Genomic DNA, 10295 nt, shown 5'->3' on the forward strand with positions numbered 1-10295 from the left:
TGTCTGGGAAGTCCCATCATCCCCGGGGCTGATCTTGGCTGGCCCCGATCATCCCGTGGTTGCGACCACAGGGCGAGCAGATCAGTCCTCCAGGTTCACCTCACGTGCGGAGGAGGCGCCGACGGCCTCGGAAACATGCTCGAGCACACCCTCGGGGAGGGCGTTGTCGATGGTCACGACGGCCACGGCTTCGCCGCCCTGCGAAGAGCGGGAGACCTGCATGCCTGCAATGTTCACGTCGGCCTCGCCCAAGGCCTGGCCCAGGGTGCCGATCACGCCCGGACGGTCGGTGTAGCGGATCACGAGCAGGTGCTCGGAGAGCTCGATCTCCACCGCGTAGCCCTGGACACCCACGAGCTTCTGGATCTGCTTGGGCCCGGTGAGGGTGCCCGCCACGGAGATCTGTTCTCCAGAGGTCAGAGCACCGGACACGGTGAGCTGGTTGCGGTAGTCCTCGGACTCCTCGGTGGTGGTCAGTCGGGTCTCCACACCGCGCTGCTCTGCGAGCACCGGAGCGTTGACGTAAGAAACCTGATCGGAGACCACGTCCTTGAAGACGCCCTTCAGCGCTGCCAGCTTCAGGCTGGTGACGTCCTTGACGGCGATCTCACCTGCCACGTTGAGGGCAACGGACTCGAGGCGTTCCCCCTGGCCGAGGGCGGAGAAGATCCGGCCGAGCTTCTCGGCCAGCGGGATCCCCGGACGCACGTCTTGGTCGATGACGCCACCGGCGACGTTCACGGCGTCGGGCACGAGTTCGCCCGCCAGGGCGAGTCGGACGGACTTGGCGACGGCGACGCCGGCCTTCTCCTGGGCCTCGGCAGTGGAGGCGCCAAGGTGCGGGGTGACGTTGACGTTGTCCAGCCCGATGAAGTCCAGCTCGTGCGGGGGCTCGGTGGTGTACACGTCGATGCCCGCACCCGCGATGGTGTGCTCGGACAGCGCCGTGTAGAGCGCTTGCTCGTCGATGAGGCCGCCGCGGGCCACGTTGAACACGAACGCGGAGGGCTTCATCTTCGCGAACTGCTCGGTGGAGATCATGCCCGTGGTCTCGGGGGTCTTGGGCATGTGGATGGTGATGAAGTCCGCCGTGGCGAGCAGCTCGTCGAGGGTGAGCAGCTTGACGCCGAGCTGCTGTGCGCGCGCCGGGGTCACGTAGGGGTCGTAAGCCACGACGCTGACGCCGAAGGCCTGCAAGCGAGCTGCAACGAGGGCACCGATGCGGCCCAGACCGATGACGCCCAGGGTCTTCTCGTAGAGTTCCACGCCGGAGAACCTGGAGCGCTTCCACTCACCGGCCTTCAGGGAGGCGGAGGCCGCCGGGATGTTACGGGCGGCGGCGAGGATGTGACCCACCGTGAGCTCGGCAGCGGAAATCACGTTGGAGGTGGGCGCGTTGACGACCATCACGCCGGCCTGAGTGGCGGCCTTGATGTCCACGTTGTCCAGGCCCACACCAGCGCGCGCGATGACCTTGAGGTTCTTGGCTGCGGAGATGGCCTCGGCATCGACCTTGGTGGCGGAACGGACCAGGATGGCGTCCACGTCCGCGATGGCCGGCAGCAGCTCGGACCGATCGGCACCGTTGGTGTGGCGGATCTCGAAGTCGGGGCCAAGGGCCTCGACAGTGGCGGGCGAGAGTTCCTCGGCGATGAGTACGACGGGCTTGGTCTGCGGCACAGCACAACCTTCGTGATCGGTGGGGCCCTTGTAGGCCTCGTGAGAGTAAAAGTGGGTGCCAGCCTCGGTGCTCCCAGAAACTGACAGGTGCCAGGCTACCGGCCGGTCGTTGGATCACCGCGTGCGTGAAGAAGGCGTTACGAGCAGGTCACTTCTTGTGTGCCTTGGCCGCCCTCTTGATGAAGTTCGCTGACGCCGCGGAGTACCTGTAGCAGACCGGATACTGCGGAGTGAGGGAACATCCCAGGATCTGATGTCCATTTGAGTTGATGACCGCGGTGTACTCCACGAAGCTCAGCTGCGGCGAGGACTCGCATCTGCGTTCCAGATCGGCGACGAGCGCGTCCCAACCGTTGATCGTGGTGCGCAGAGGCTGCTGTGTCACAGGGTGGAGGATGTATTCATACAACTCCGTGCCGACCATGGCCCTACCTGACTCCACGCGTCCGGTCTCCGGATAGATACGCCCCACCAGGTCCACACCACCCAGATCACGGAGGCCCTCCGGCCACACCTCCACGCCCGCGCGCCGACCCGCGGTCATATGCGCCTCGGCCGCCTCGTGACTGGTGTCCCGATTCCGGTACATGGTCGACGCCCCGGGCCACCTGGTCTGTTCGGTACCGACCAATTGCCCCGCCTTGCGGAACTCCTTCCGGTACCTGCGGTGGTGGTGGCCCACTACGAAGGCATCTGCCACGTAAGGCTTCTCCCCCTGTTCGCGGATCATGGTCACCCGGATCTGGACCGAGTCATCCGTGGAGAAATGTTGTGGGGTGGCACCCCTGCCCCCGCCTGCGCTCAAGGTCACTGGTTGTTCCGCGGCCATCGCGCGCAGCAGCAGTTCGAACTCGTCGGCCGAGTACCCGATGCCGTTGACCAAGACGTCCGCACGTGCAGAATCGCCGGCCGCGTCAGGAACATCCACTCGCCACAGGGACGCCGGATTCCACACCGCCGGGCCCAACATCGCCCCGCTGACTCGATGCACTGCGTCCACCACGTCGCTGACTGCTTCGTCGCTGCGTGTGTACGGACCCGCCAACGGACGAATGCGCAGTATCTTGCCCTCCTGCCGGATGGAATACAGTGCCTCCGCCGGGCAATGCCCCCCGTCCGCACCCAAACGGTTCAAGGCCCTGTCCGCCGCTGGATCGTTGAACGGCTGGGCCCCGAGGTAGTCACGTTCGGAAACGTATCTATGGACGTTGTCGCGGTCGATGCCGAAACGGCGCACGGTGTCCGGCGAGAATCCGTGACGCTGGGCAAACCTGCGTTCCGCGGATGTCACCGGCTCCGGTGCGTCCTGCAGCTCGCGAGCCAGCTCCAGTTCGCGTTCGCGTCGGCGCCGTGCCCGCTGGCCAAGGAAACGCCTGGCCTGTTCCGTGAATCCCTGGTCGGGGTACCTCGGCTCAGTGGCGAGGTCCTCCAAAGACCATGTCCCGTCCGATTCCACCAGCAGATCAGCGCTGATGAATCGGAAGCGAGCCTCTGGGTCGCTGAAGACGTCTTCCACAGTGCGAACCAGCCCCAACGGGAGCGAGGCCGTGTCTGCCTGCTGATCGTGCCGATCCTCGGCTGCGACCAGCATGCCCATCTGCAACACCGTTGCGCGGTGCTTGGCTCGGCCCAGGTACACCCTCACGAGGTCCCGTGGCGGTGTGCGCACCCGTTCGGTCGTGATGACACAACGTTGAGCGGCGGACATGATCCGGACGACTGACAGAACGTCTCGAGCGGTGGCTTCCCGCCCGTCAACGCGATATCCGTCCTCGTTGGCCTCCAGCCGTTGCCCCTCGGCCGTCCCCCAAGCTACCGGCCGGATCCGCAAGCTTCCCAAGGCCTGTAAGAGATGCAGTATGGCGTCGGGACCTGCCGGCGTACCCGCTGGGCAGTCCGGCAGCCGGGTCACACGTAGACCGGCTGCCTCCAGAGACACGGTGCACAGCTGCGTGGGCATGCGCTCGGCGAGGGCCGGAACCATACGTGTTGCGCTGATCCTGTTGATGAGCCAGCGATGACGCTTGTTCAGCGGATGCAGCCGTTTGTACTCCTGCGCTGACAATGGTGCAGGAGTCCGGACGCGTTCGATGGTCTGTTCCACGGTGTCCACCATGACATCCCCAACAGTCCGCCCGGCAGACCTGACGTGAAACCTGGGTGAACTCCGTGCCGGTCACTCGTCGTCAGCCACCAAGAACGACGCCCCGCCCAGGCGACGGCCGGAGCCGGTCCCGAGCGGGGCGACGGACGCGAGTGCGGTCAGTCCTGCTGGTGTTTGTCCGCGCTGCGGCGGTAGTACATGGCCAGCACGGCGCCGGAGAGGTTGTGCCAGATGGAGAACACGGCGCCGGGTAGGGCGGCCTCCGGAGCGAAGTACTTCGCTGCCAGGCCTGCGGCCAGACCTGAGTTCTGCATGCCGACCTCGATGGAGGTGGTGCGGGCGGAACGGACCGGAACGCGGCACAGGCGAGCAACCCAGTAGCCGAGCAGGTAGCCCAGACCGTTGTGCAACACCACGGCCAGCAACACGATGAGACCAGCGTCGACGACCTTGTCGGCGCTACCGGAGACCACAGCGATCACCACGAGCGAGATGCCCACCACGGACAACCAAGGCAGGCCGGGCAGGATCTTGTCCACGAGCTTGCCGAAGAGCAGACGGATGACCAGGCCGGCAATCACAGGGATCAGCACGATCTTCACGATGGACAGCGCCATGTCCCCGGCATCCACGGGCATGTACTGACCAGCCAGCCACAGCGTCAGCAGCGGGGTGAAGATCGGGGCAAGCAGCGTGGAGATGGACGTCATCGTCACCGAGAGGGCGGTATCAGCCTTGGACAGGTACGTGATGACGTTCGAGGACGTGCCACCTGGCGCACAACCAACCAGGATCACACCAGCGGCGAGCGCCGGGTCCAGCTGCAGTGCCCAACTCACACCGAAGCCGAGCAGCGGCATGATCACGTACTGCGCCACCACGCCGATGAGGACCGGGATGGGGCGCTTGGCCACCAGGGCGAAGTCGGGCAGGGTCAGGGTCAGACCCATGGCGAACATGATGATGCCGAGGTAAGTGTTCACTCCCGGGGCCAGCTTCTGGCCGAAGTCCGGAAGGAAGAACCCGATGGCTGCGGCGACCAGGATGAGCAGGGGGAAGACCGTGACGGCCACGCGGGCCGAGCGATCCTCGGTGCTCAGGGAGGGCTTGGTACTCGTCGACGTCGACGATGGATGGTTGGATGACATGGTTGCAGGTTATTGCAGACGCCGTCGGGCACCCCAGAAAGTTAACACCGTGTCACCAGCTGATTACGACCTCCGGGTCGCCAGTGACAACGGAATCAGCTGCGTAGCCGACACGGCCACCGCGATCACGAGCGGAACGGTGGCGCCGAAGGTTTGCGCTGCAAGGGCACCGAGCAGTCCGCCGACCACCACGGCACCTTGCGTGAAGGTCCTGCGGGTGGACGAGACCCTGGCCAACAACCGCTTCGGCGTGAGCCTGGCGGTGAGGCCGGCGCTGGACACCCCGAAGAGCCCGATGCACAGGCCGAATCCGAACATGGACAGCGACGCGCAACCGATGGCCCATCCGTACCCCAGCTGCAGTGCCACGCCTGAGAGGGGAAGCAGTGCAAAGAAGAGCGGCATCATGCAAGCCCCGGTGAGCAGGGTCCGGAATGGTCCCCAAGCGCGCCCCAGACGCGGGGTGATCACGGCGCCCAAGATACCGCCAACCCCGGATACGGCCGTCACGACACCATAGGCCAACGTGGAGAAACCCAGGTCCCGAAGGAGGAATACCGCCTCCGAGGCGCCAAAGAATCCGGCCGCCGCATTGTTCAGCGACGCGGCCAGGGCAATGGCCCCGATCCATCTGGCGCGCACCAGGAAGCGAAGCCCGGTCCTCACCGATTCACGGAACCCCTCGGGCTGCTGCGTGGACGGAACGGGTTGGTCACGAGGAATCCTGCGCAGCCCAGCCGCAGCGACCAACTGCCCGACGGCCGAAGCAACGAGCAGCATGGGAGCAGCCACCCACTTCACGAGTGCCCCCGCCAGCGACGGTCCCAGCAGCCAGATGACTTGATCGGTGGCCTGAAGGCGGGCGGAGCCGTCGGCCACCCTGGCCCGGCCCACCACGGCGGGCAAGACCGCCGAATGCGCGGCCGAATAGAAGGTGTCCGCGATCGAGGCGAGCAGGACGCACGCCAGCAACTGCCACCCGGCCAGCCACCCCATCCACCAGGCCATCAGCGGGATCGCGTAGGCGATGAACCTGACCCACACGCCACCGATCAGGGTGCGCCTGCTCCCCCACCGGTCCACGAAGGTGCCGGCCACCAACCCGAATATCAGCGCGCCTGCGTTGGACAGCGGACTCGCCAAACCGACTTCGAAGGCCGAGGCCCCCAAGGTCACGGTCAGAATGACCGACGTGGCGAAGAGCGCCACCTGCCTCGCGGCATCTCCCGCGGCTGTCGCCAACCACAGACCGCGGAACGCTGGAACGGCGGTCACGGAGTCACGAGTTGGCACCAGCTCAGCCTAGCCACCACTGGACGTTGCCCCCGACTCGCCGTGCGGACACCAAACCAAGCTGAACGGGGCAAGCCGCCCCGCGGCGTCGGGCATGGGGAGTGAGCCACCGACGTGAGAATCACCGGTGGCGCAATACACACGCAGAGGGGGCTGACAGACCCCCGGGGCACGGCTCTAGACTTGGTGGACGCGTACGCGCGAAGGACAACGACGCCCACTTGACCGACTGTCCACCCGCACATCACAGGAGTTGCCCTGTGTCACGTTCAAACGCGAACCCACCCAAGCCCATCACTCCCAGCGGGACCGCTGTGCCCAAGTCCGCCGCAGCCAAAAAGGGCTCCTGGACCGGACTGTACATCCTGGCCGTGGCCGTCTTCGCTGCCATCACCACCGAGATGGCGCCTGTAGGCATGATGCCCGTGGTCAGCGACTCCCTCGGGATCGCCGAGCACACCGCTGGCCTGTTGGTCACCCTGTACGCCGCGCTCGTGGCGTTCGGGTCGGTACCTCTGACCCTGCTGACCTACGCCATCGGCCGCAAGCAGCTGCTGCTGACCACCATGGCCGTCTTCGTGGTCTCCAACCTGGTGGCGACGGTGGCACCCAACTTCGGATGGCTGGTCCTGGCTCGCGCGATCGGTGGAACGGCACATGCTCTGTTCTTCGCCCTGTCCATCGGGTACTCGTCGCGTATTGCGCCCAAGGGCCAGATCGGCCGCGCCATGGCCATCGTCGCCGTCGGCGGATCCGCCGGTCAGATCCTGGGCGTTCCCGCTGGGACGTTGTTGGCGTCCTTGTTCGGCTGGCGGGTCACCTTCGCCACGCTGGCTCTCATCATGGCCGGGGCATTCCTGGCCGCCCTGGTGTACCTGCCCAAGATCGAGCACGATCCTGTGGGTGCGCCAGAACTCGTCCCGGGCGGCGGCAAGCTCATGACCGTGGTGGGGCTGAACGGGTTGGTGTTCCTGGGCCACTACACGCTCTACACCTACGTCTCCCCCATGCTGCTCTCGTCCGGCCTGGCGTCCGGATGGCTGAGCCCCGTCCTGGTGGTCTTCGGCCTCGCCGGGCTGATCGGCATCCAGGTCACCGCACGGCATCTGGACGCCCACCCCTACAGGTGGCTCGTGATCATCCCGTCGTCACTGTGCGTGGGATTGGTCCTCACGGCCGTTGGCGCAGGGTTCCTGTGGCCGCTGCTGGTTCTGGCCACCATGTGGGTCGCAGCGTTCGGCCCCGTGGGATCCGTCTACCAGTCCGCTCTGGTGCGCATCGGGAAGAAGAATCCCGAGATGGCCGGCGCGTGGATCAACGCCTCCTCCAACGTGGGCATCTCAGCCGGTTCCTTCCTTGGCGGCATGGTCGTCACCGGCGTGGGCTACTCCGCTACCGCCTGGGTCGGTGCGGCCTTGATGCTGTTGACCGTCGGGCTGACCTTGCTGGCACGTAAGGCGCTGCAGCCCGTGGTGGATGCGGCCGAGCCGCGCACCGAGGCCGTTCCGCTGTTCACCTCCTCGATTCCCGCGCTCACGGGGGCCATGGCCGTGGTGCAGTCCGAATACCGGGCCTCGGAGGATCACGACGCGCCGAGCGCATCAACCCCCGTTGACAGCGATGATTCCGAAGGTCTTGCCGTGGTCGGCGGCTCAGCTGCAGACGCCGCACAGACCGGTTCCATTCCGTCCCCGGGGCTGGCCTCCCTGCACGAAGCCCAGGCGTTCGATCCGGCGGAGGACACCGCCACCGAGGTCACGGCATCCGAGGACACGTGGGCCGCCCCGGTGGGGCTACCGGTCATCACTGCGTCCACGCCCCAGGCTTCCCACGAGGACGACGCGCCTGACGAGTCCGATGACTCGGACGCACGGCAGGCCGTCACCACCGACGCACGGCAGGCCGTCACCACGGGCGCGCGCCGGGGCTGAAACCGCACGCCTCGGATGCGGTCACCCTTTGGGTGGGCCGCAGCCCCACCACCACGACGAATGCGCCCCCGGAACTCGGTCGAGTTCCGGGGGCGCATTCGTCAACAACACGGCCTCAGCGGGCCAGTCACAGGAGAATCAGCGAACGGCGTGACCCTCGGTGTAGTCGTCGTCGTTGGCGATCCAGGAGAAGAGCTTGCGCAGCTCGCGGCCGGTGGCCTCGATCGGGTGGATCTCGCCCTCCTCGCGCAGCTTCTTGAACTCGGGAGCGCCAGCGGCCTGATCGTCCATGAAGCGCTTGGCGAAGTTGCCGTTCTGGATGTCCGCGAGGACCTCCTTCATGTGCTCCTTCACATCCGGGGTGATGACGCGGGGGCCGGACACGTAGTCGCCGTACTCAGCGGTGTCGGAGACGGACCAGCGCTGCTTGGTGATGCCACCCTCGTTGATGAGGTCGACGATGAGCTTCAGCTCGTGCAGCACCTCGAAGTAGGCGATCTCCGGGGCGTAGCCGGCCTCGGTGAGGACCTCGAAGCCGTACTGGATCAGCTTGGACGTACCACCGCAGAGCACGGCCTGCTCGCCGAAGAGATCGGACTCGGTCTCCTCGGTGAAGGTGGTCTCGATGACGCCCGCACGGGTGCCGCCGATGCCCTTGGCCCAAGCCAGAGCGATCTGCTTGGCGTCGCCGGTGGCGTCCTGCTCCACAGCGATCAGGTCCGGCACACCACGGCCTGCCTCGAACTCGCGGCGCACCACATGGCCCGGGCCCTTGGGGGCGATCATGATGACGTTGACGTTTTCAGGAGCCTTGATGTAGCCGAAGCGAACATTGAAGCCGTGGCCGAACGCGATGGTGTCGCCGGCCTTCAGGTTGTCCTTGATGGACTCCTCGTAGATCTTGGCCTGCACCTGGTCGGGAGCCAGGATCATGATGACGTCGGCCTCGGCAGCGGCCTCGGCCGTGGGGAGGACGCGCAGGCCCTGGGCCTCGGCCTTCTCCTTGGACTTGGAGCCCTCGGCCAGGCCGATGCGCACATCGATGCCGGAGTCGCGCAGGCTCAGCGCGTGGGCGTGACCCTGGGAGCCGAAGCCGATCACGGCGACCTTCTTGTCCTGCAGGAAGCTCAGGTCGGCGTCGTCCTCGTAGTACATCGTTGCAGTCACGTGGGATTCCTCTTTCTGACTGTATGTTCCCGCAGGCCGCGGACGCGACCTACGGAAGGGGGCTTGGGTGGGGTGCCCGACGGCCGGTGGTCACCGACCGTCGAACATGGTACTTGGGTTGGTTGCTCTAAGCGGAGACCGCGCGCAGAGCGCGCTCCGACATCGACTTGTGGCCGCGGCCGATGGCCAGCGTCCCGGACTCGACGATCTCACGGATCCCGAAGGGCTCCAGCACGTCGAGAAGCGCCTTGATCTTGTCCGAGGCACCGGTGGCCTCCAGGACCACGGAGTCCGGGGACACGTCCACGACTCTGGCGCGGAAGAAGTCCGCCGCCTGAGTGACCTGGATGCGGGTCGCAGCATCAGCCTTGACCTTGACCAGGACGTGGTCGCGCTGCACCGAGGAATCGGGGGCCAGCTCCACGATCTTGATGACGTTGACCAGCTTGTTCAGCTGTTTGGTCACCTGTTCAAGGAGATCACCCTCTGCGTCCACGACCACGGTCATGCGGGAGAGCCCGTCCACCTCGGTGGGACCCACGGCGAGCGAGTCGATGTTGAAGGCGCGGCGGGCAAAGAGCCCGGCCACGCGGGTGAGGGCGCCGGGGACGTCCTCGACCAGCACGGAAAGCGTATGGCGAGACACGTCTCAGTCCTCCTCGTCCCACTCGGGGGTGAGTCCCCGAGCGATTTGAATGGCGTCGTTGCTGACCCCCGAGGGGACCATGGGCCACACCATGGCGTCCTTCGACACCACGAAGTCCACGATCACCGGGCGGTCGTTGATGGCCAGGGCCTGTTCGATCACCGAGTCCAGATCCTCCTCGCGCTCACAGCGCAGACCCACGCATCCGTAGGCGTCCGCCATCTTCACGAAGTCGGGAACGCGGATGGAGTCCTTGCCGGTGTTGAGCTCGGTGTTGGAGTAGCGGCCGTCGTAGAAGAGGGTCTGCCACTGGCGCACCATGCCCA

The 10295-nt window shown here is 66.1% G+C and carries 8 protein-coding genes; 1 reads left to right on the forward strand and 7 read right to left on the reverse strand.

All coding sequences use genetic code 11. The features are described 5' to 3' along the window. Positions 1–81: 81 nt before the first annotated feature. The 4 genes from serA to Q0A15_RS14940 form a co-directional block, all read right to left on the reverse strand. Positions 82–1680, reverse strand: a complete 1599-nt coding sequence (gene serA, locus Q0A15_RS14925; protein ID WP_291280316.1) for a phosphoglycerate dehydrogenase — start codon at positions 1678–1680, stop codon at positions 82–84. A gap of 148 nt (positions 1681–1828) precedes the next feature. Next, on the reverse strand, positions 1829–3784 hold the full coding sequence (locus Q0A15_RS14930; protein WP_291280317.1) for a hypothetical protein: 1956 nt from the start codon (positions 3782–3784) through the stop codon (positions 1829–1831). A gap of 158 nt (positions 3785–3942) precedes the next feature. After that, on the reverse strand, positions 3943–4932 hold the full coding sequence (locus Q0A15_RS14935; RefSeq protein WP_291280318.1) for a bile acid:sodium symporter family protein: 990 nt from the start codon (positions 4930–4932) through the stop codon (positions 3943–3945). Between the two features lie 63 nt (positions 4933–4995). Further along, on the reverse strand, positions 4996–6225 hold the full coding sequence (locus Q0A15_RS14940; RefSeq protein WP_291280319.1) for an MFS transporter: 1230 nt from the start codon (positions 6223–6225) through the stop codon (positions 4996–4998). 260 nt (positions 6226–6485) lie between these two features. On the opposite strand from Q0A15_RS14940, the gene Q0A15_RS14945 reads away from it, so the two are divergent. Next, positions 6486–8156 carry an MFS transporter gene (locus Q0A15_RS14945; RefSeq protein ID WP_291280320.1) on the forward strand — a complete coding sequence of 557 codons (1671 nt, stop codon included), beginning with the start codon at positions 6486–6488 and terminating at the stop codon, positions 8154–8156. A 138-nt stretch (positions 8157–8294) separates the two neighbouring features. Here the strand turns inward: Q0A15_RS14945 and ilvC are convergent, their stop codons facing one another. From ilvC to Q0A15_RS14960, 3 genes are all read right to left on the reverse strand, one after another. Beyond that, a complete protein-coding gene (ilvC, locus tag Q0A15_RS14950; RefSeq protein ID WP_291280324.1) occupies positions 8295–9311 on the reverse strand; it encodes a ketol-acid reductoisomerase in 1017 nt (338 codons plus the stop codon). A gap of 139 nt (positions 9312–9450) precedes the next feature. After that, positions 9451–9969, reverse strand: coding sequence for an acetolactate synthase small subunit (gene ilvN, locus Q0A15_RS14955; RefSeq protein ID WP_291280321.1), 519 nt, complete (start codon positions 9967–9969; stop codon positions 9451–9453). A gap of 3 nt (positions 9970–9972) precedes the next feature. Further along, a partial coding sequence (locus tag Q0A15_RS14960; RefSeq protein ID WP_291280322.1) for a thiamine pyrophosphate-dependent enzyme occupies positions 9973–10295 on the reverse strand: 323 nt, incomplete at its 5' end.

The organism is Galactobacter sp. (genome assembly GCF_022712295.1).
GTDB lineage: Bacteria > Actinomycetota > Actinomycetes > Actinomycetales > Micrococcaceae > Galactobacter.

Excerpts from the sequence above, each read along its gene's own strand:
- Q0A15_RS14935 (WP_291280318.1), bottom strand. The coding sequence starts at position 4,932 with ATGTCATCCAACCATCCATCGTCGACGTCGACGAGTACCAAGCCCTCC.
- ilvC (WP_291280324.1), bottom strand. The coding sequence starts at position 9,311 with ATGTACTACGAGGACGACGCCGACCTGAGCTTCCTGCAGGACAAGAAG.